General features: G+C 47.5%; 18 protein-coding genes and 1 other RNA gene. 18 read left to right on the forward strand and 1 reads right to left on the reverse strand.

The features are described from left to right. Positions 1-8: 8 nt before the first annotated feature. Together ssrS and V1498_RS06000 are read left to right on the forward strand one after the other, a co-directional pair. Positions 9-192, forward strand: a non-coding RNA gene (gene ssrS / locus V1498_RS05995) — 6S RNA. A gap of 217 nt (positions 193-409) precedes the next feature. Continuing rightward, a complete protein-coding gene (locus V1498_RS06000) occupies positions 410-1,183 on the forward strand; it encodes a ThiF family adenylyltransferase (protein ID WP_409297515.1) in 774 nt (257 codons plus the stop codon). 33 nt (positions 1,184-1,216) lie between these two features. On the opposite strand, the gene V1498_RS06005 is transcribed toward V1498_RS06000, so the two are convergent. Continuing rightward, positions 1,217-2,506: a replication-associated recombination protein A gene (locus tag V1498_RS06005; RefSeq protein WP_409297517.1), complete on the reverse strand. Its 1,290-nt coding sequence runs from the start codon at positions 2,504-2,506 to the stop codon at positions 1,217-1,219. 202 nt (positions 2,507-2,708) lie between these two features. Here V1498_RS06005 and cymR point away from each other — a divergent pair, with 202 nt between their 5' ends. The 16 genes from cymR to V1498_RS06085 all read left to right on the forward strand — a co-directional run bounded on the left by cymR (position 2,709) and on the right by V1498_RS06085 (position 20,523). After that, complete coding sequence (gene cymR, locus V1498_RS06010; RefSeq protein WP_409289446.1) at positions 2,709-3,128, forward strand: cysteine metabolism transcriptional regulator CymR; 420 nt, start codon at positions 2,709-2,711, stop codon at positions 3,126-3,128. Between the two features lie 193 nt (positions 3,129-3,321). Continuing rightward, complete coding sequence (locus tag V1498_RS06015; RefSeq protein WP_409297519.1) at positions 3,322-4,467, forward strand: cysteine desulfurase family protein; 1,146 nt, start codon at positions 3,322-3,324, stop codon at positions 4,465-4,467. 21 nt (positions 4,468-4,488) lie between these two features. Continuing rightward, positions 4,489-5,604, forward strand: a complete 1,116-nt coding sequence (gene mnmA, locus V1498_RS06020; RefSeq protein ID WP_409297521.1) for a tRNA 2-thiouridine(34) synthase MnmA — start codon at positions 4,489-4,491, stop codon at positions 5,602-5,604. Between the two features lie 82 nt (positions 5,605-5,686). Continuing rightward, positions 5,687-6,361 (forward strand): tetratricopeptide repeat protein, encoded by a 675-nt coding sequence (locus tag V1498_RS06025; protein ID WP_409297523.1) that lies wholly within the window; start codon positions 5,687-5,689, stop codon positions 6,359-6,361. Positions 6,362-6,385: 24 nt separating this feature from the next. Continuing rightward, positions 6,386-8,800 (forward strand): ATP-dependent RecD-like DNA helicase, encoded by a 2,415-nt coding sequence (locus tag V1498_RS06030; protein ID WP_409297524.1) that lies wholly within the window; start codon positions 6,386-6,388, stop codon positions 8,798-8,800. A 413-nt stretch (positions 8,801-9,213) separates the two neighbouring features. After that, positions 9,214-9,408: a hypothetical protein gene (locus V1498_RS06035; RefSeq protein ID WP_409299168.1), complete on the forward strand. Its 195-nt coding sequence runs from the start codon at positions 9,214-9,216 to the stop codon at positions 9,406-9,408. 341 nt (positions 9,409-9,749) lie between these two features. Beyond that, positions 9,750-10,859, forward strand: a complete 1,110-nt coding sequence (locus tag V1498_RS06040; RefSeq protein ID WP_409297526.1) for an AI-2E family transporter — start codon at positions 9,750-9,752, stop codon at positions 10,857-10,859. A gap of 338 nt (positions 10,860-11,197) precedes the next feature. Next, positions 11,198-13,831: an alanine--tRNA ligase gene (gene alaS, locus V1498_RS06045; RefSeq protein ID WP_409297528.1), complete on the forward strand. Its 2,634-nt coding sequence runs from the start codon at positions 11,198-11,200 to the stop codon at positions 13,829-13,831. 259 nt (positions 13,832-14,090) lie between these two features. Continuing rightward, positions 14,091-14,360, forward strand: a complete 270-nt coding sequence (locus tag V1498_RS06050; protein WP_409299169.1) for an IreB family regulatory phosphoprotein — start codon at positions 14,091-14,093, stop codon at positions 14,358-14,360. Between the two features lies 1 nt (position 14,361). Continuing rightward, entirely contained in the window at positions 14,362-14,784 is a 423-nt protein-coding gene (gene ruvX, locus V1498_RS06055) for a Holliday junction resolvase RuvX (RefSeq protein ID WP_409297530.1), read from the forward strand. A 13-nt stretch (positions 14,785-14,797) separates the two neighbouring features. Next, on the forward strand, positions 14,798-15,079 hold the full coding sequence (locus V1498_RS06060) for a DUF1292 domain-containing protein (protein ID WP_409289431.1): 282 nt from the start codon (positions 14,798-14,800) through the stop codon (positions 15,077-15,079). 214 nt (positions 15,080-15,293) lie between these two features. Next, positions 15,294-16,424, forward strand: a complete 1,131-nt coding sequence (mltG, locus tag V1498_RS06065; protein ID WP_409297532.1) for an endolytic transglycosylase MltG — start codon at positions 15,294-15,296, stop codon at positions 16,422-16,424. 132 nt (positions 16,425-16,556) lie between these two features. Continuing rightward, a complete protein-coding gene (locus tag V1498_RS06070) occupies positions 16,557-17,198 on the forward strand; it encodes an O-methyltransferase (RefSeq protein WP_409297533.1) in 642 nt (213 codons plus the stop codon). A 150-nt stretch (positions 17,199-17,348) separates the two neighbouring features. Beyond that, the gene (udk, locus tag V1498_RS06075) at positions 17,349-17,984 is read left to right on the forward strand and encodes a uridine kinase (RefSeq protein ID WP_409297535.1); all 636 of its coding nucleotides are present in this window, start codon (positions 17,349-17,351) and stop codon (positions 17,982-17,984) included. Positions 17,985-18,223: 239 nt separating this feature from the next. Then, on the forward strand, positions 18,224-18,700 hold the full coding sequence (gene greA, locus V1498_RS06080; RefSeq protein ID WP_409297536.1) for a transcription elongation factor GreA: 477 nt from the start codon (positions 18,224-18,226) through the stop codon (positions 18,698-18,700). A gap of 56 nt (positions 18,701-18,756) precedes the next feature. Then, positions 18,757-20,523, forward strand: a complete 1,767-nt coding sequence (locus V1498_RS06085; protein ID WP_409297538.1) for a peptidoglycan D,D-transpeptidase FtsI family protein — start codon at positions 18,757-18,759, stop codon at positions 20,521-20,523. The last annotated feature ends 389 nt before the right edge of the window (positions 20,524-20,912 follow it).

Here is a 20,912-nt window from a genome sequence, read left to right on the forward strand (position 1 = left end):
TCAATAGCAAAGTCCTGATGTGTTCGTTTTTCTTCTATACGTTTTGACCGAACACTTATAGTTTCGGGAGCACGAGTTTCCATGCTGCATACATGCCTTTTTCGAAAAGGACTTATAAATGCATGGAACAGGGCACCCACCTGCTCAGAGCGGGTTCAAAACTATGGCACTGACGGCACGATCGGGACTTTGCACAATACATACGGATATGAAAACCCGCGCATCCATTGCACGGGTTTTTATCATTGTTGGTACGGATGAAAGCCGGTTCTGCTGAAACTGGCTTCAAAGTGAGCGGGGATCTATTTTCCGGTAATAGGGACTGCAGAGTAGTTTCCCATTTCTTTTTTTTGTGTAAGAGAACATATATGGTATATTTAAGACGATAAACATACATTGGAGTGAGACGATGCTTCATCAATTTTCTCGTAATGAGCTTGCGATAGGAAAAGAAGGGCTCGATATACTGAAAAACACGACAGTGGCAGTGCTTGGCATCGGGGGAGTGGGCTCATTTGCAGCTGAAGCGCTCGCAAGGTCCGGAGTCGGGAGACTGATCCTGGTGGATAAGGATGATGTGGATATCACGAACATCAACCGGCAGAATATTGCCTTCTTATCTACCGTCGGAAAATTTAAAGCGGATTTAATGAAGGAAAGAATAAAAGATATCAATCCTGATTGTGAAGTGATATCTCTCAAAATGTTTTATACGGAAGAGACGTATGAACAATTCTTCAGCTATGGACTTGACTATGTAGTCGATGCCTCGGATACAATTTCTTATAAAATCCACTTGATGAAGGAATGCCTGAAACGGAATATTAAACTCATTTCAAGCATGGGTGCAGCCAATAAGATGGATCCTACCCGGTTCCAGATTGCTGATATCTCCAAAACGCATACAGACCCGATTGCGAAGGTAATCCGTACCCGCTTGAAGAAGGAAGGCATCAAAAAAGGGATTCCGGTCATTTTCTCCGATGAAAGCCCGATTGTGATCAGGGAAGAAGTGCGCAAGGAAGTAGGAAATGACCAGGCTCCGATCAGGAAGGCAAAAATGCCGCCTTCATCAAACGCTTTTGTTCCATCGGTCGCCGGGTTGATTGCAGCGAGCTGGGTCATAAGGGATATCTTGAAGGACATTGAGATCCAAAGGGTTAACGGGGAGAGCTTTCAGTAAGCTTTGCCGGCATTCGTAAAGCAAGGCGCGGGCTTATTTTCCTCTCGGAAGTGAGCCCGTGCCTTCTATTTTTTCATATACCGATCCCAGCGCCTGCTCGAATTTACCGGTTTTCCTTGGGTTATAATACTTCTTCCCGGCCAGTTTGTCCGGGAGGTACTGCTGCTTGACCCAGCCGCTTTCATAATCATGCGGATAAAGATAACCGGTGCCGCGTCCAAGATCCTTCGCTCCCTTATAATGAGCATCCTTCAGATGATCAGGCACTTCCCCATAGTTCCCGGCGCGTATATCCGAGAGGGCTGCATCCACCGCAAGATAAGCGGAGTTGGACTTTGGAGACAGGCATAATTCCACCACGGCATTGGCAAGGGGAATCCGTGCTTCGGGGAACCCGAGCCGTTCAGCCGCTTCCACTGCTGAAAGCGTCCGCGGCCCCGCCTGGGGATTGGCAAGACCGATATCTTCATAAGCCATGACCACAAGCCTCCTTGCTATGCTGACGAGATCGCCTGCCTCAATCAGCCTGCCGAGATAGTGCATGGCGGCATTCACATCACTGCCGCGCACGGACTTTTGAAGCGCGGACAGGACATCATAATGGGCATCTCCGCCCTTGTCATGGGAAAAGCTTTTTCTTTGGATACATTCTTCAGCGGCTTTTAAATCGACTGTTACAATTCCCTCTTCGTCCGGCTCTGTTGACTGGACGGCAAGCTCCAGCGCGTTCAGGGCGCTCCTCACATCCCCATTTGAGGCTGAGGCAAGATGCTGGTAGGCATCTTCGGAAATCTGGGTGCGTACCGAACCAAGGCCCCTTTCCTCATCGGCAGCTGCCCGTTTCAGGGCAGCCGTGATATCCTCAGGCTCCAATGGCTTTAGCTCAAAGATCTGGCATCGGCTCCTGATGGCTGGATTGATGGCGTGGTAAGGGTTGCTTGTCGTTGCACCGATCAGGGTGATGGCGCCGCTTTCCAGGTGGGGAAGCAAAAAATCCTGCTTGGCTTTGTCCAGCCGGTGCACTTCATCGAGGAGGAGAATGACCCTGCCGGACATTTTGGCCTCCTGTGCGACGATTTCCATGTCTTTTTTATTATGCGTCACTGCGTTCAGCGTGCGGAAGGCAAACTTTGTGCTTCCGGCTATGGCAGAGGCAATGGACGTCTTCCCGACACCCGGAGGGCCGTATAAGATCATGGAAGACAGCTGTTTAGCCCTGACCATCCTCCTGATGATCTTGCCTTCCCCTACGAGATGCTGCTGTCCGAGGATTTCATCTATGTTTTTGGGCCTCATTCTGAAGGCCAGCGGTTTAATGCTCATATCATATCTCTCCGAGTGAACGATTACAGGCCAAGCACAATATATCTGGCTGTTTTATTAACTTTACCATACATTATGTTAAACTTAAAATGCATTGAATTCAGCGGTATGCTATAATTTCAGGTGCATTTGACCATTATTTTAACAATAGCGAAAAGCCCGCTACGAATAGATTTTATAACTTTATGCAGAGGTGCAGAAAATGAAGATTTCGACTAAAGGCCGATATGGCCTCACAATTATGATTGAGCTGGCAAAAAAGCATGGGGAAGGTCCGACCTCCCTGAAGGCCATTGCACAGACGCACAACTTATCGGAGCATTACCTGGAGCAGCTTATTGCTCCCCTCCGGAATGCAGGACTTGTCAAGAGCATACGCGGGGCATACGGCGGCTATCTGCTTGGGAGGGACCCCGAACAGATCACATCCGGTGATATCATCCGTGTCCTTGAAGGACCGATCAGCCCGGTGGAAGGAATAGAGGATGAAGAGCCGGCAAAGCGGGAATTGTGGATAAAAATCCGCGATGCTGTAAAAGATGTACTAGATAACACCACCCTTCAGGATCTGGCAAGCTATTCAGATAACGATAATACTGATTCTTATATGTTTTATATTTAGGATCTTTTCTAAAAGATTGTTGTTGTTTGATGATTTCCGGGGGAGATTTAATCATTAAGCCCAGTTGATTGGAGCGGAAAGCGAGTGCCTGCAGCGGAAATCAACTTTCTTGTTCAATAGTCAAAATATATGAGAAAACAACCTATGTTTAATAGCGGATACCTTTATACATCCCTGACAGGAGGGGAACGATTTGGAAAATATTTATCTTGACCATGCAGCCACTTCACCGATGCATCCCGATGTAATTAAAAAGATGGCTGAGGCGATGGAGACAAGCTTCGGCAACCCATCCAGCATCCATTCATTTGGAAGGAAGGCACGGCATATCCTGGATGAATCCAGAGCCTTCATTGCCAGGAGCATCGGAGCAAAGGAAAATGAAATTATTTTTACCAGCGGAGGTACTGAAGCTGATAATCTGGCCATCATCGGGACGGCAAGGGCGAACAGCGGACGCGGAAAGCATATCATCACGAGCAGTGTGGAACATCATGCGGTCCTGAATACCTGCCGCTTCCTGGAGAAGGAGGGATTTGAGGTCACGTACCTTCCGGTAGATGAGTCAGGCCTCGTTTCTCCCGCCGGTCTGAAAGAAGCGCTTAGGGATGATACGATACTTGTGACTATCATGTACGGGAATAACGAGGTAGGCACCATCCAGCCGGTCAGGGAGCTTGCCCGCCTTGCTAAAGAGCGGGGGGCCGTCTTCCATACAGACGCTGTCCAGGCCTACGGGATCGAGCATATCGATGTAAATGCCATGGGAATTGACTCCATGTCGGTTTCCGCCCATAAGATAAATGGCCCTAAGGGAATAGGCTTCCTGTATATAAAGGATGGCACCAGGATCATCCCCGCAAGCTATGGCGGTGAGCAGGAGAGAAAGAGGCGGGCGGGAACCGAAAATGTTCCGGCCATTGCGGCATTTGCGGAGGCTGTTCGCATCGCAAAGGAATCCGCGGATGAAAAAAGGGCAAACTATCAATCCATGAAGGATGCGCTCATCGGATCATTACAGGAAGCAGGCATTAAATTTGCTATTAATGGCCATCCGGAGTATGCTCTTGCTCATGTATTAAACATCAGCTTTGAAGGCACCAATGTGGAACAGATGCTAATGAATCTTGATCTTGCAGGCATCGCTGTTTCCAGCGGATCAGCATGCACAGCAGGCTCGATTGAACCTTCACACGTCCTTACGGCCATGTTCGGAAAGGACTCAGAAAGGCCTTATAATTCCATCCGGTTCAGCTTCGGCTATACAAATACAGAAGAAGAAGTCCAGAGGGCTGCAGGAACAGCCGTGAAAATCGTTCAGCGCCTGAGGACTCATTAATATAAAGAAAGGGGTGGCAATATGAAAAAGTCACCTGAAGAAACGCGGGTGGTCGTGGGGATGTCCGGAGGCGTGGACTCTTCCGTTGCCGCGCTTCTATTAAAACAGCAGGGCTATGATGTTGTAGGGATCTTTATGAAGAATTGGGATGATACAGATGAAAATGGAGTCTGTACAGCTACTGAGGATTACAATGATGTAATCCGTGTCTGCAACCAGATCGGCATTCCCTACTATGCTGTTAATTTCGAGAAACAATACTGGGACAAAGTTTTTACCTATTTCCTGGATGAATATAAAGCAGGACGCACTCCGAATCCTGATGTGATGTGCAATAAAGAAATAAAATTCAAGGCCTTTCTTGAGCATGCGGTCAATCTGGGCGCTGATTATCTCGCGACCGGACATTATGCCAGGGTTGAGCAGATTGACGGAGAATATAAGATGCTGAGAGGAATTGATCAAAATAAAGATCAAACTTATTTCCTGAACCAGCTCACCCAGGAGCAGCTTGAAAAGGTCATGTTCCCGCTTGGGGGCATCGAGAAATCCAGGGTTAGAGAAATAGCCCGGGAAGCAAATCTCGCGACTGCAGCTAAAAAAGATTCCACAGGCATCTGCTTTATCGGCGAAAGGAATTTTAAAGAATTTCTAAGCGGATATCTGCCAGCCCAGCCAGGCATAATGCAGACCTTGAGCGGGGAAGAAAAAGGCAGGCATGACGGCTTGATGTATTATACGATCGGCCAGCGTCATGGTCTTGGGATCGGCGGAAGCGGAGAACCGTGGTTTGCAGTCGGAAAAGACCTGAAAAAAAATATTCTTTATGTGGAGCAGGGCTTCGATCATGACAGCTTATATTCGACTTCAATCAAAGCGGTCAATGTGAGCTGGGTATCCAGCCTGGACAAGCCGGGGACATTCGAATGTACGGCAAAATTCAGATACCGTCAGGCGGATAATGAAGTAACGGTAAAGAGTCATGGAGACGGCACGGCAGAAGTCCTTTTCAAACAGCCAATCCGGGCTGTGACCCCTGGACAGGCTGTTGTCTTTTATGACGGCGAAGAATGCCTGGGCGGCGGCACAATCGATGAAGTGTTCAAATCAGAAGAAAAGCTAACGTATGTAGGATAAAGAGGCAGGCCCGAAAGCGGGCCTGCCCATTTTTTTATGTTATGTTATACTCACTATAGAAATGATGGAGAGTGGTTAAATAATGGATAAAAACATGCAGGGAATCGAATATATGAGGGCTGGCAAATACGAAGAAGCGGTCAAGCTGTTTTCGGAAGTCATTGAAGAAAGCCCGGAGGATCCAGTCGGTTATATTAACTTTGGAAATGTCCTGACAGCGGTGGGCGAAGACAGCCGTGCAGTGGGCTTTTTCAATAAAGCGCTGGAAATCGACCCGAACGCCTCAGCGGCTTATTACTCATTGGGAAGTATGCTTTTTGAGAAAGAAAAATATAAGGAAGCAAAGGACATGTATGAAAAGGCGGTAAAATCAGGACTTGATAATTCCGATGCTTACTTCATGCTTGGACTTACGCTCATGCAGCTTGAACAGCCAAGGCTTGCCATGCCATATCTTAAGCGGAGCGTTGAATTGAATCCGGAAGATGCAGAAGCAAGATTTCAATATGCGCTGACCCTGGCCCATGCGGAACTCTATGATGAGGTAATTGTCGAGCTTACGCTTGTGCTTGAAAAAGACCCGGAGCATGGAGATGCCTATTATAATCTTGGAGTAGCTTACGCGCTTACTGGAAAGGTCCGCAAAGCAATGGAACTGATGGAAAAGGCTGTAGAAGTACAGCCGGATCATATTCTTGCTGCCCATGGAAAGGCGCAGATGGAGCTGATCCTAAAAGAGGAAGAAGAACAGAATTAAAAATAAGGGGAAGGAGGGGGAAGCGTGCTTCAGCAGGATTCATTAAATCTATTTGCAGACGGTGACAAAATGTTCATGAAGGGACGGCATCTGGTCACCATCTTTCATAACGAGCAGAATCTTTATTCAGTTGTCCGGATCCGCCTGGACGAAACCAACCTGGAATATGATGAAAAAGAAGCGGTCGTCACCGGATACTTTCCCCGAATCCACGAGCACGAGACATATATCTTTTTTGGCACGATGAAGGAGCATCCCAAGTTTGGGCAGCAATTTCATGTGGAGCATTTCAGGAAGGATATGCCCCATACACGCGATGGAATTATCAATTATTTATCCAGTGAGCTTTTCAAGGGGATCGGAAAGAAAACCGCAGAGAGCATTGTTGACACACTTGGAGAAAATGCCATCTCCCGCATCCTGGAAAGCCCTTCCCTTCTTGATACAATTCCCAAGCTGAACCCGGAAAAAGCCAAAGACCTATATGACAATCTCATGGAGCACCAGGGGCTGGAGAAGGTAATCATCAGCCTGAATCAGCTTGGCTTCGGGCCGCAGCTTTCCATGCGTATATACCAGGTCTATAAACATGAAACGCTGTCTGTTATACAAAAGAATCCATACCAGCTTGTCGAGGACATAGAGGGTGTCGGCTTCGGGCGCGCGGATGAACTGGGCTTCCAGGTTGGGATTGCCGGCAATCATGAGGACCGGATTAAGGCAGCCTGTCTGTATACTCTTGAAAATGACTGCCTTCAGGAAGGCCATGTTTTTCTTGAAACGGAGCATCTTCTCCGGCGCGTAAAAGCCCTGCTTGAGGAAAATAAGCGGGATGTGATTGAATATACCAATATTTCAGCTGAAATCATTAAGCTTGGTGAAGAAGGCAAGATCATTGTGGAGGACGAGCGGATATATACACCTTCCCTCTACTTCTCAGAGGGAGGACTGGCCGGGAAAATAGAGAAAATCCTGGAACAGGAAGACTATGAAGATCAATTCCCTGAATCTGAATTCCTGCTGGCGCTGGGAAATCTTGAAGAGCGGATTGAGGTAGAGTATGCCTCTGCCCAAAAAGATGCCATTCAAACTGCATTGATGTCCCCCATGCTGATTCTCACTGGCGGCCCGGGGACAGGAAAAACTACAGTCATTAAAGGCATCGTGGAATTGTATTCAGAGCTCCACGGGGCATCGCTTGATCCCAGGGATTATAAAAAGGAAGAGCCCTTCCCATTTGTCCTTGCTGCGCCTACCGGGCGTGCCGCCAAAAGGATGACTGAATCAACCGGACTGCCTGCCGTTACTATTCACCGACTTCTCGGCTGGAACGGAACAGGCGAGTTCACTCATAATGAAAACAATCCAATCGGCGGAAAGATTCTTATCATAGATGAAATGTCCATGGTAGATACCTGGCTCGCTAATCAGCTGTTCAAGGCACTGCCTGAACATATTCAGGTTATTCTTGTTGGGGATGAGGATCAGCTTCCATCGGTCGGACCGGGTCAGGTTTTGAAGGATCTGCTGCGCTCGGGCAAGGTGCCGACTGTGCAGCTTCAGCATATATACCGTCAGGACGATGGATCTTCCATCATAAGCCTTGCCCATGAAATCAAGCAGGGAAGGCTGCCAGGCGATATCCGCAGGCAACAGCCGGACCGCTCGTTCTTTCCGTGCAATGCCGCACAGATTGCAGAAGTGGTTGAAAAGGTGGTTAAAAACGCCAAGAAAAAAGGCTATTCAGCCCGCGATATACAGGTACTTGCCCCCATGTACCGGGGACCTGCCGGGATTGACAGGCTGAATGTCCTGATTCAGGGGATTTTGAACCCGAATGAAGACGGCAAAAAGAGGGAGCTCTCGTTCGGAGATGTTACTTACAGGGTCGGGGACAAAGTGCTGCAGCTTGTAAACCAGCCGGAAAGCAGTGTCTATAACGGGGACATCGGCCAGATTGCGGCCATCCTATATGCTAAAGAGAACACGGAAAAGCAGGATATGGTTATTGTATCCTTTGACGGTCTTGAGATAACGTATACCAAATCCGATCTATCGCAGATTACCCTTGCCTACTGCTGTTCCATTCACAAGGCACAGGGAAGCGAATTTCCGATCGTCATCATGCCTGTGGTTAAGAGCTATTACAGGATGCTTAGGAGGAATTTGATTTATACCGGAATCACAAGGAGCAGAAAGTTTCTCATACTCTGCGGGGAGGAAGAAGCCCTGCGGCTCGGGATAGAGAGAAATAATGAACTGGGGCGGAAAACGACCCTCTGTGAAAGACTGGAAAAAACGATGGCCGAAAAAGAAGTTCCGTCTGCTGATACAGATGACAGCCAGAATATGATTGCATCTATGATGTCTGCCGACCCGATGATCGGCATGGGCGGGCTGACTCCTTATGATTTTATGAGCGGCGAAAAAATACAATAATCCAGGAAGGCTGCTGCTTAGATGGCAGCCTTTTTCTGTGGAAAAGGGGCGGAGCTGCATGGATTAAAAATCTTCCTGCAGCTGGGTGCGCACCTCATGTGTTTTCCCAGCACCCCTGGTGTGTCTTAATCCGCTCCACCGCCTTATTGTGTTTGTCCCTGCTCTACTCAAGTTCCTTTCCGTGAATGGGTTGTGAGTAGAAAACTCATATTTGTTTTCTGCTGTTCTCCGGCATCCTGGGCAATGTAAAAATTGTCTGCACTATAACCCGCAGGACGGCAAGTCTGCCAGAAAGTGGTATATAATGCGAAAACCCTGGGCAGAATGGTAGGGACATAGATGGATGGCTGCCTGCAGAGATTTAACCCGCGGCCATCATAATTAAGAGTGTAGTGAGGTGTCTTACTTTGCAGATGAAATGCCCGAATTGTTCCAGCAAGGATATCGGCAAGATCGGAGTGAATCAGTTTTATTGCTGGAACTGCTTCATTGAGATGACCATTTCGAAAGACTTAATACATACACATCAAGTGGAAGAGGATGGCTCGCTCAGCTCTCTTGATGATCTTTTTGAAGAAGACAGCCGCCGGATAAGCGGCGGATATTAAGGATGGATCCCCGGCCTTCTGGCAGCCGGGGTTTTTCTTTGGAAAAGGGGCGGAGCGGTATGTACCATAAGGCTTCCTGCAGCTTGGTGTGACCATCATTTATCTTGCTAGTATTCCTGCCTGCGCCTTATTACGCTTCACCACCCCATTGTGTTTGTTCCTGCTCTTGTTCAGATTCCTTTCCCTGCATGGGCTGCAAGTAGAAAACTCATGTTTGTTTTATGTGGACTGCTCTTGTTTTTCATAAAGAGCTCTTCCACCAGAAAATATGCTCCCTCTTTCCTCTTAATCTGTATGGAAATGCACAGAGATACAAACCCTACAGAAAAAGGGGGGAGATTGTGAATATAAGGGTGAAGTGGTATTATCGCCTCGGTTTTCTGCTGCTTCTGTTTATTGTTCTATATGTCTTCTTTATTTTAAGGCCGCTGTGGCTGCCGGTGTTCAAGGTATTGGCCGCTGTGCTCCTCCCTTTTATAATAGGGGGATTCATCGCCTATCTTCTCCACCCTATAGTCGAGAAGCTTCATGGCAGAGGGATGCACCGGGTGCTTGCCATCTTTATCATTTACAGCCTTTTTTTCGGGGTTACCGGCTATGCCCTTTATAAAGGGGTGCCGGCCTTTATCTGGCAGATCAGACAGCTGTCTGATAGCGCACCAGCCGTGGCTGAACAATACAGGAGCTGGTTCGATTCCATGCACAGGCAGACGGCATCCTGGCCATTTGGCCTGCACGAGAGGCTAGAAGAGGGCATCTTAATGTTTGAAAGGAAGCTTGACAGTTTGTTTGATATGGCCATGGGGGTTTTAGCCAGACTTCTTGATTTCATCCTCTTCATCGCCCTCATTCCATTCGTTGCTTTTTACTTTCTAAAAGATATTTCCGCCATAAAGCGTTTTGTCTGGCATCTTACACCTCATAAATGGCGGGCAGGGGGCATATCCTTCATCCGTGATGTGGACGACTCCCTTGGAAGCTACATCAGGGGGCAGCTCATTGTCTGCGCAGCCATCGGAGGCCTCTCCACCCTTATTTTTTGGGGAATCGGCATGCAATATCCCCTTTTATTCGGGGTCATCATAGGGATCACCAATATCATTCCATATTTCGGCCCCATCTTTGGTGCTGTTCCTGCCATGCTGATCGCCGCTGCCACCTCCATGAAAATGGCTGTGCTTGTAGCTTTGATCGTACTGGTTCTTCAGTTCCTGGAAGGTAATGTATTGTCTCCATTTATTGTCGGTAAAAGCTTATCCATGCACCCTCTAGTCATTATGGCGGCACTTCTCCTCGGCGGGGAAACGGGAGGAATCCCGGGGCTGATCGTCGCGGTTCCACTCCTCGCCATCCTTAAAGTGGCCGTCATTCATGCCATGGAGCACTTTGCCCCCAATAAAAGAAAGGAGCTGGCAGAAGCAAGTGGTGAAAACAAACATGACAGCCATTGACAAAATATTTTCCAATGCATATAATCATGGTAAAATAATGAACTTTTAATAAGCAACACAATGATGGATCGAGTATGTTAATGACCATTTAAAGTGCCTGGCACAATAGAGAGGGATCCCCGGGGCTGGAAGGGATTCTAAATGAAGGTTAACAGAAGGCTAATCCTGAGTGCAGCTAATCCCTGCCGTCTGCCGCGTTAAGGCTGGTAATGAGGTGATGCATGGGGACTCCATGCATAATCAGGGTGGTACCGCGAGCAAACTCTCGTCCCTGTTTTTGGGATAAGGGTTTTTTTTGTTGCCTTAAAAAGATTGAACGCTTAAAAGGAGGAAGAAGTATGAAGAAACATACCGGTTCACAGATTCGAAGGATGTATCTGGACTTTTTCAAAGAAAAGGGGCACAGCATCGAACCGAGCGCATCACTGGTCCCGCATGAGGATCCGTCACTTCTATGGATCAATTCTGGTGTGGCTACACTTAAGAAATATTTTGACGGACGGGTAATCCCGGAAAACCCAAGGATTACGAATGCTCAAAAATCAATAAGGACCAATGATATAGAAAATGTAGGCAAAACAGCACGACATCATACGTTCTTTGAAATGCTCGGGAATTTTTCGATCGGCGATTATTTCAAGGAAGAAGCCATTACCTGGGCATGGGAATTTTTAACCGATGAAAAGTGGATTGGCTTCGATAAGGAAAAGCTGTCTGTCACGATCCACCCGGAGGACGAAGAAGCCTTCACCCTCTGGAATGAGAAAATCGGCATTCCGAAAGAGCGGATCATCAGGCTGGAAGAAAACTTCTGGGATATCGGGGAGGGCCCAAGCGGACCTAACACAGAGATTTTCTATGACCGCGGACCGGAGTACGGTGATGATCCGAGCGATCCGGAATTATTCCCGGGCGGCGAAAACGAACGCTACCTGGAGGTTTGGAATCTCGTGTTCTCGCAATTCAACCACAATCCTGATGGCAGCTATACCCCGCTTCCAAAGAAGAATATTGATACCGGAATGGGCCTTGAGCGGATGGCATGTGTCGTGCAGGGAGTGCCGACCAACTTCGATACCGACCTGTTCATGCCGATCATTCACGCGGTTGAGAAAACCTCAGGCGTTCAGTACGGGAAGGATAAAGAGCTGGATACAGCCTTCAAGGTCATTGCAGACCATATCCGGACAGTATCCTTCGCAGTCGGCGATGGGGCGCTCCCTTCGAACGAAGGCCGCGGCTATGTGCTCCGCCGTTTGCTCAGAAGGGCTGTACGCTATGCTAAAAAAATCAATATAAACCGTCCATTTATGTATGAGCTTGTGGCTGTAGCGGGAGAAATCATGAAGGACTTCTACCCTGAGGTATCAGATAAGCAGGAATTCATTGAGACGGTTGTCAAAAATGAGGAAGAACGTTTCCACGAAACGTTGAATGACGGCCTGGGTATCCTGTCAGAGGTCATTAAGAGGGCCAAGGAAAAGAACAGCGGGACCATTCCAGGTGAAGACGTATTCCGCCTGTACGATACGTATGGTTTCCCGGTTGAACTGACAGAAGAATACGCCGAGGAAGAAGGCATGAAGGTCGACCATGATGGCTTTGAACAGGCCATGGAAGGGCAGCGGGAGCGGGCAAGGGCTGCACGCCAGGATGTCGGCTCCATGCAGGTACAGGGCGGAGTTCTCGGGGAGATAACAGCCGAAAGCAAGTTTGTCGGCTATGTTCATCTTGAATCAGATGGAACGGTAGAAGCGATTGTTAAAAATGGTGGATTTGCAGAAGCTGCAGAAGCTGGTGATGAAGTGCAGATCATCTTGAGCCAGACACCATTCTATGCCGAGAGCGGCGGCCAGATTGCTGATATCGGTTCAATCAGGAGCGGAAATGCAGTCATTCATGTAAAGGATGTCCAGAAGGCTCCTAACGGACAGAATCTCCATAATGCTGTTGTGGAATCAGGGTCCATCAAGAAAGGGGATGCTGTCCATTCTGCAGTGGATGGGAAAAACCGTACGGAAATCACTAAGAACCATACAGCCACCCACCTTCTTCATCAGGCACTAAAGGATGTACTCGGTGTCCATGTCAATCAGGCTGGGTCATTGGTACAGAGTGACCGCTTGAGATTCGACTTTTCTCATTTCGGTCAGATCAAGCCGGAAGAGCTGGAAAAAATTGAGGAAATCGTGAATCGCAAAATCTGGGAAAGCATCGAGGTCCAGATTGATTACAAAAATATCAATGAAGCCAAGGAAATGGGCGCAATGGCACTGTTTGGCGAAAAGTATGGCGAAATTGTACGTGTCGTACAGGTAGGAAACTACAGCCTTGAGCTGTGTGGAGGCTGCCATGTTCCCAATACCTCTGCCATCGGTCTTTTCAAGATCGTGTCAGAAAGCGGAATTGGTGCAGGCACGCGACGTATTGAAGCAGTCACTGGCGCAGCCGCATATGCCCAGTTGAAGGAACAAGTCGGAATCCTTCAAAATGCCGCCGGCAGACTGAAATCCAGCACAAAAGATGTTCCTGTCCGGATTGAAGCCATTCTTTCTGAATTAAAAGAACTTCAAAGAGAAAATGAATCCCTTGCTGCCAAATTAAGCAATATCGAAGCCGGAAGCCTTGTGGATCAGGCAAAACAGGTGGATGGTGTAACAGTTCTTGCTGCAAAGGTCGCGGCACAGGATATGAATAACCTGCGTCAAATGGCAGATGACTTGAAGAATAAGCTGGGATCTGCAGTCGTATTGCTTGGTTCCGTCCAGGGAGACAAGGTAAACTTGATTGCCGGGGTAACAAATGATTTAATGGAAAAAGGCTATCATGCCGGTAAATTGGTCAAAGAGGTTGCTTCCCGCTGCGGCGGAGGCGGAGGCGGCCGGCCGGACATGGCACAGGTAGGCGGAAAGGATCCGTCCAAATTGGATTCAGCGCTTAGCTATGTCGAGGAATGGGTAAAATCTATCTAATAAATAAGTTTGCCTGGCTGAACGGGCAGGAAATTGACATTTCAGCCCGAAGTTATTAATAATAGACATTCCGATAAGAATAGATGCAAGAAAGGCAGTGCCGGCAGTCCGGCAGATGCGTGAACAAAATTCTGGATGGCAGGTGCCGGGAGCGGACCAAAGCAGGAGCAGGCTCATTTATCCCGTACAGCTGCGGCTGCAGTGTACGATGCTGACGGCAGACCGGCGGCCGCCGCCATCCAAAAAGGGAGTGCTGGTATTGAGTTCCTTCGATAAAACCATGAAATTCAATTTTCCGGAAGAGCCGTTTGAACGGGATGTGCGTGAAGTATTATTCAAGGTGCATAATGCACTCCAGGATAAAGGGTATAATCCGATCAATCAGATTGTCGGATACCTGCTCTCAGGCGACCCAGCCTATATACCAAGACATAATGATGCCAGGAGCATCATCAGGAAGCTTGAACGTGACGAAATCATTGAAGAACTGGTGAAATCGTATTTGAAGCATCAGCGCGAGGGAAAATAATATGCGGATTATGGGGCTTGATGTCGGTTCAAAAACGGTCGGGGTCGCAATCAGCGATGCCATGGGCTGGACCGCTCAAGGAATTGAAACCATCCAGATCGACGAGGATAAAAACAGGTTTGGATACAAAAGAATTGGAGAACTTATTAAAGAGTATGAAGTAACGAAAATCGTAGTCGGCCTGCCGAAGAATATGAATAATACAATCGGGCCAAGGGCCGAAGCGAGCCAGGCCTACGGCGGGGCCCTGGAAAAAAAGTTCAGCCTTCCTGTGGAATACTGGGACGAGCGGCTTACAACCATGGCTGCCGAACGCCTGCTGCTGGAAGCTGACATGAGCCGCAGCAAGCGGAAAAAACTGATTGATAAAATGGCTGCTGTCATGATCCTTCAGGGCTATCTGGACAGACAAACTAACTTATAAGAGGTGTTTACACATGGAAAACGGCGAAAAAAATATTACAGTGGTAGACGAGAACGGAAACGAACAGCTTTGTGAGGTGCTTTTCACCTTTGATTCAGAAGAGACAGGCAAGTCTTACGTCCTTTACTACCCATTAGGATCGGATCAGGACGACGAGGATATCGAGATACACGCATCCTCCTTCGTGCCAAGCGAAGACAATGAGGATGGCGAGCTCCAGCCGATCGAGACTGAAGAAGAATGGGACATGATCGAGGAAATGCTGAACACCTTCCTTGAAGAAGAAGGAGAATGATGTAAATTATTCCTGCCGTATGGCTGGATAAAATAGATGGGATGAACGCCTGCCAATGAATTGGCAGGCGTTTTCTGGTGCCGGAGCTTGTCCGATTTGTTCCTATTTGTAATAATTTCGGGTATTTTGTATGATTGGCCCTCCTATTTATAGTATAATGACTCAGTACATAATCTAATAAACGCTTCTTGACTGGTTTCATGGAGGGGAAATAATGAACGGCAAGGATCCAAGGAAAGAACATATTAAGCAGCAGCTTTTAAAGCGGGAAAGCGAAGCAAAGACAGTCCGGCGGATTGTTTTGTATTCGGTCCTGGCTGTTCTGCTGTTGATTGCGGTCATAGCAGCGGGAGGGTACTTTTATGTCCAGTCCGCTTTAAAGCCCGCTGATCCGGGGAATAAAGAGACAACGAATGTCCAAATCCCCATCGGTTCGAGTGTATCGGGCATTTCAAGCATATTGGAAGATCAGGGAATCATTAAAGATGCCCGTGTATTTCGTTATTATGTGAAATTCAAGAATGAAACAGGCTTTCAGGCGGGGGATTATAAATTTTCGCCATCAATGAAATTGAAAGAAATAACAGCCAGTTTGAAGACGGGAAAGGTTATGCAGAGTGCAGCCCTGAAGATTACCATTCCTGAGGGGAAGCAGCTGGACCAGATAGCGGGCATTCTGGCTGAAAAGACAAAGCTTGAGAAGAAGGATATCTGGAAAACCCTGAACAGCAGGGCGTTTGTTGGTAAGATGCAGGCCATTTATCCGGATCTTCTTAAGCCTGAGATAATGGCTAAGAACATTAAGTATCCACTGGAAGGCTACTTATTTCCCGCCACCTATTCCTATTACGAAAAAGAGCCGACTCTGGAGGATCTTATTCAGCCGATGTTAAAAAAGCAAAATGAGATCATCCTTCAGTATCAGGAAAGCATGGCCAAAAAGAAGCTTACACCGCATAAGCTGCTGACCATGGCTTCACTGATCGAGGAAGAGGCCACAGAGAAGACGCACAGGGAGTCGATTTCCTCTGTCTTTTATAACAGGCTGGATGCCGGCATGAAGCTTCAGACGGACCCTACAGTCCTGTATGCGAAGGGAAGTCACCAAAAGCGGGTATTCTACAAAGATCTTGAAGTAAAATCCCCGTATAATACCTACGTTAATACAGGGCTGCCGCCCGGGCCGATTGCCAATGCCGGTGTGAGCTCCATTGAGGCTGCACTGAATCCTGCAGATACGGATTATCTGTACTTCCTGGCAGCGGCGGATGGAAAGGTATACTTTTCTAAAAGCCTGGATGAGCATAACAAGCTTAAGAAAGAACATATTACTAGTAAAAAATAGCAAAAGACTAAGATGGGGAGAGTTTATTCACTTTCTCCCTCTTTTTATGTTAAAATATTCGGAGTGATTTTTGGCGGTCTTGCCTTGCCCTTACCTGCATAATAGATCGTCTTGTAGCTTGGAGGAAAGAAGATGGATGAAAAAGTAGAAGAATATCTTCAGTCCTTGATACCGGAGCCGGCACCATTGTTCGCTGAGATGGAAAAGTATGCAGAAGATAATGGAGTGCCGATCATGGAAAAGGCAGGGATGGAAGCACTCCTTCAATTCTTAAGGCTTCATGGCTCCAAAAGGATCCTGGAGGTAGGGACTGCGATTGGATATTCGGCCTTAAGGATGTCGGACGCATTGCCCGAGGCAAGGATTGTGACCCTGGAGCGGGATGAGGAAAGAATTTCACTAGCCAGGGAATACATCACGAGGGCCGCAAATCCGCAGGCGGTGAAAATCATTGCCGGCGATGCTTTGGATACGTACGCAGAAGCAGAGGCGGAAGGGCCGTTTGACACCGTCTTCATCGATGCCGCAAAAGGCCAGTACCGAAAATTTTTCGAGCTGTATGAGCCGCTTCTGGACAAGGGCGGGCTGATTGTTACAGACAACGTTCTATTCAAGGGCCTGGTTGCTGCAAACATAAAAGAAATTGAACAAAAAAGGATCAGGAGCCTTGTCAGGAAAATCAAGGACTTCAACGAATGGCTTATGAATCATGCGTCCTACGATACGGTGATTCTTCCCATAGGGGACGGCGTGGCAATAAGCAAGAGGAAATGAGCCGTGCCGGCAGGTTTTAAGAATGTTTAGAAGGTTATAAGGTATAAGGAGACATGGGCAGGGTAACATAGCAAAAAGACCCGCTGTGGAACCATGGTTTTGAAGCCTGTTTTATCCAATGCTTATTCGAGATAGAGAAGGAGATTTAAAATGAGTAAAAAACCGGTAGTAATTGGTGTTGCGGGAGGGTCCGGTTCTGGCAAGACGAGCGTAACGAAGGCAATATACAGAAGCTTCCAGGGGCATTCCATTCTCATGCTTGAACAGGATTATTACTACAAGGACCAAAGCGAGCTGCCGTTTGAAGAAAGGCTTCAGACAAACTATGACCACCCGCTTGCCTTTGATAATGACCTGCTCATTGAGCACCTGAATAAGCTGCTTGCCTATGAAGGGATAGATAAGCCGGTCTATGATTATGCGCTCCACACCCGTTCGAGGGATATCATCCCTGTTGAACCAAAGGATGTCATCATTCTGGAAGGAATTCTTGTGCTGGAGGATGAAAGGCTGAGGAACCTGATGGATATTAAGCTTTTTGTGGACACCGATGCTGACATCAGGATTCTTAGGAGAATGGTCCGTGACATCAATGAAAGGGGACGGACCATTGAATCTGTTGTTGATCAATATTTAAGCGTCGTGCGGCCAATGCACAATCAGTTTATTGAACCCACAAAGCGCTATGCCGATATTATCATCCCAGAGGGCGGCCAGAATCATGTGGCAATCGACCTCATGGTCACAAAAATAAAGACTATCCTTGAAGAAAAGTCTTTTTTATAATAACATTGCATAAATAAAGATATGCCAAAGGTCTGAAAGCCTTTTCCTGTGTCATCCATTTTTTTGAAAATTTCATAAAAAAGGTAGACAAAAATAGAAAAAGGCAATAATCTTACAAATAAGAGACAAATGCGCGCCCGTCAAAAGGCGCGCACCTTGTATATTTTTATGTGTACGTACATATATAACTCACAATATCTACATGGGGAATTGTGAAAGACTAGAAGGAGTGAAGGATTGTGGCTATAGAAAAAGTATTCCCGATGACCAAGCAGGGAAAAGAAAAGCTCGAGCAGGAGCTTGAATATTTAAAAAGTGTAAAACGTAAGGAAGTTGTTGAAAGAATCAAGATTGCGAGGAGCTTTGGCGATCTGTCCGAGAATTCCGAGTATGATTCTGCGAAGGAAGAGCAGGCATTCGTCGAAGGACGTATCACTACACTTGAAAATATGGTCCGCAACGCTAAGATCATCGAGGAAGATGATCTTAATTCAGATACAGTATCCCTGGGTAAATCTGTTACATTTGTCGAGCTTCCGGATGGGGAAGAAGAAACATATACCATTGTGGGAAGCGCTGAAGCAGATCCTTTCGAGGGGAAAATCTCCAACGACTCACCGATTGCCAAGAGTCTGATCGGCAAAAAGGTCGGAGACGAAGTTACTGTACAGACACCAGGCGGAGATATGTTCGTCCGGATCGTAACCATTAGCTGATATAGCCGATTAAAAACAAAGCACCGAGTCAACACTGTTGATGAGGTGTTTTTATTATGGCCGTAAGACGGATTAAATTCATCGGGACCGCTTGTATTCTGTTATTTATCTTCCTTTTGGGAAGGCTTGTTCAGGTTCAGCTGCTTCAGGCAGAGTCTTTCACCGACCGCCGTATCAATCTGATGGAAGCGAGCGTTAACCAGAGGATACAGGTGCTGCCCATTGATAATGGAAGAGGGAAGTTTCTTGATAAGGATGGAGTGCCGCTTGGACACATAACGATACCGACACTTGTGCTGTTCCCGTTCTTGAAGCAGATGGACTGGCCGGCACGGGAGGTGTCAGAAGCTGCCGAAATTCAGGAAGAAGACCTGCTGAATGCGGTAAAGAATGCAAAGAAGCCATTTGCATATGGAGGTAAGCATCCCGTCACCCTGACAGACGCCCAGATGGAGAAAATCAACTCGTTGAAAATACCGGGTGTTTTTGCTGTCAGGCAGAGCTTTAAGAAGAAAATGCCCGCCGAGCATCTGATCGGTACCTTGACCAAAGCCCAGAGCCAAAAGGAGAAACTTTACCGTGACCGGAACCTTCCTCCCGGCATCGAGGTCGGCAATACAGGGCTCCAGGCTGCCTTTGATGAATTTCTGCTGTCAGAGGGGGAATCAAAGCTCATTTATCATGTAGACGGCAGGGGCGGTCCGCTCTTTGGCGTGGACGTAAAGTACAGTGAGCCGGCAAATCCGTTATATCCTGTCTCAGTCGTTACGACGATAGACAGTGATTTGCAGCATATTGCGGAGACCCTTGTGGATCAGCATGAGGTAAAAAATGGGGGAATGATTCTGCTTGATATAGAATCAAGTGAAATCCGGGCAGTTGTGTCAAGACCGGCCATCAGCAAAAATGATCCCAATGCCCACTCTGAAAATAAGATGTTCAGCCAGGAAAAAATAGGTTCTGTCTTCAAGACGGTAGTGGCAGCGGCAGCCATTGATCATGGGCTGGCCAAAAATGGACGGCAGTTTGACTGTTCGCTTACAATAAATGGAACCACGGATAAGAAGCGCCCGCTTGGCTACCTGAATTTTGAAGAAAGCTTCGCCCAGAGCTGTAACAGGACATTTGGGGAATTGGCAGGGGAATTGGCAAAAAAAGATCCGAAAATTATAGAAGAATATGCAAGGAAGCTGCATCTTGTTGGTTTAACAGGCTGGCAGGGGCAGATATTTCACTCTGAGATAAAGCAGCTATATCAAGAAGATAGCGGGATAGTCTGGGATAAAAAGGCAGACAAACAGAACAGCCGGCTTGCTGCCCATACCGGTATCGGACAGCAGGATGTCCAGGTCACCCCGCTTGCTGCCGCCAATATGATGGCGGAGATTGCCCGGGGCGGGAAGGCGATGATGGTCAAGGCGGTAAGCAGGGTTGAATTTAAGGATGGATCAACCGCAGCCCTTTTCACCCGGCAGAATATGAGCGGTGGGATCTCGCCTTATACTGCGATCAAGCTTCAGGCTATGCTGAGGGAAGTTGTAACTTCAGGCAAGGGGACAGGCAGGGCCTTTCAGGGGCTCCCATATGAGGTGGCAGGGAAATCAGGAACTGCCCAGACAGGCAAAAAACAGAATGGTGAAGAATTATATAATAAATGGTTTGCAGGATATTTCCCTTTTAAAAATCCTAAATACGCCCTGGTGGCTGTCAACCTTGATGTACCTGAAAACAAGGGAGGGATTAATCCGTTATTTTACGATATGGTAAAAGAAATATACCGGCAGGAGAACGAAGGAAAAGGCGGCAAAGGAACAGAAAGATAATGGAAAAGCCTTTTTTATTGAGTCTTTTCTAAGTTCTGTGTGGAAATCAAATAATTAAGCAAGTGGACTTCCGCTTCAGGTGAGACTCCTGGTCCGCCTAGACTTTCCACCTTCGAATCATAAGTCAAACAGACCCTGGGAAGAAGAACGCTTCCCCCGGTCTGCTCGCTTTATGCAGCTTACGCATAAGCGCGACTAAGCTTCTGTCTTCTTTATCGGGTTTCTGCCTGCCAAAGTAGTTTGTTCTAATTTAAAGTGTTAAACATTGTGCAGTTAATATTATCTAATTTAGCAGGCACCGTTCTCCGCTTTTCATTGCGGGAGCAGCGGGACAGGTGAGGCCCCGAAAGGCAAAGCCGGGGAGGGTGACCGCCCGCCCCGCGCAGTTG

The sequence above is a fragment of the Paraperibacillus marinus genome (assembly GCF_046237605.1).
Taxonomy (GTDB): domain Bacteria; phylum Bacillota; class Bacilli; order Bacillales; family DSM-1321; genus Paraperibacillus; species Paraperibacillus marinus.

Excerpts from the sequence above, each read along its gene's own strand:
- V1498_RS06000 (WP_409297515.1), top strand. The coding sequence starts at position 410 with ATGCTTCATCAATTTTCTCGTAATGAGCTTGCGATAGGAAAAGAAGGG.
- V1498_RS06005 (WP_409297517.1), bottom strand. The coding sequence starts at position 2,506 with ATGAGCATTAAACCGCTGGCCTTCAGAATGAGGCCCAAAAACATAGAT.
- cymR (WP_409289446.1), top strand. The coding sequence starts at position 2,709 with ATGAAGATTTCGACTAAAGGCCGATATGGCCTCACAATTATGATTGAG.
- mnmA (WP_409297521.1), top strand. The coding sequence starts at position 4,489 with ATGAAAAAGTCACCTGAAGAAACGCGGGTGGTCGTGGGGATGTCCGGA.
- V1498_RS06025 (WP_409297523.1), top strand. The coding sequence starts at position 5,687 with ATGGATAAAAACATGCAGGGAATCGAATATATGAGGGCTGGCAAATAC.
- V1498_RS06035 (WP_409299168.1), top strand. The coding sequence starts at position 9,214 with ATGAAATGCCCGAATTGTTCCAGCAAGGATATCGGCAAGATCGGAGTG.
- alaS (WP_409297528.1), top strand. The coding sequence starts at position 11,198 with ATGAAGAAACATACCGGTTCACAGATTCGAAGGATGTATCTGGACTTT.
- ruvX (WP_409297530.1), top strand. The coding sequence starts at position 14,362 with ATGCGGATTATGGGGCTTGATGTCGGTTCAAAAACGGTCGGGGTCGCA.
- V1498_RS06060 (WP_409289431.1), top strand. The coding sequence starts at position 14,798 with ATGGAAAACGGCGAAAAAAATATTACAGTGGTAGACGAGAACGGAAAC.
- mltG (WP_409297532.1), top strand. The coding sequence starts at position 15,294 with ATGAACGGCAAGGATCCAAGGAAAGAACATATTAAGCAGCAGCTTTTA.
- V1498_RS06070 (WP_409297533.1), top strand. The coding sequence starts at position 16,557 with ATGGATGAAAAAGTAGAAGAATATCTTCAGTCCTTGATACCGGAGCCG.
- udk (WP_409297535.1), top strand. The coding sequence starts at position 17,349 with ATGAGTAAAAAACCGGTAGTAATTGGTGTTGCGGGAGGGTCCGGTTCT.
- V1498_RS06085 (WP_409297538.1), top strand. The coding sequence starts at position 18,757 with ATGGCCGTAAGACGGATTAAATTCATCGGGACCGCTTGTATTCTGTTA.